Consider the following 338-nt stretch of genomic DNA (forward strand, 5'->3'; position numbering starts at 1 on the left):
ATGACATAGTTGCCATCGTTATGCATGGTTTTAGGCACCATCCAGTGCGGTGCTTCCTGTGATTTTTCATCTGAAAGCAGGAAGAAGGTTTTATCTTCAGTCACCGGGACATTCAGCGGGGCACCCTGTTCTTTCCAGTCCGGGAACAGCTCGTTCATGGCACGCGGTTCAAGCACAGCACCAGACAGAATATGCGCACCGACTTCGGAGCCTTTTTCTACGACACAAACGGACAAATCGTTTAAGTTGTTTTCAATTGCAAGTTGACGGATTTTGATCGCAGCAGAAAGACCCGCAGGGCCTGCGCCTACGATGACGACGTCAAACTCCATCGATTC

Annotated in this window: 1 protein-coding gene; it reads right to left on the bottom strand. The window is 49.7% G+C overall.

Annotated features, from left to right (window positions below):
- Positions 1–338 (bottom strand): NAD(P)/FAD-dependent oxidoreductase (locus NI455_RS15450; RefSeq protein ID WP_253114906.1); only part of this gene is annotated, 338 nt, incomplete at both ends.

The organism is Acinetobacter lwoffii, assembly GCF_024129435.1.
Classification (GTDB): domain Bacteria; phylum Pseudomonadota; class Gammaproteobacteria; order Pseudomonadales; family Moraxellaceae; genus Acinetobacter; species Acinetobacter lwoffii_F.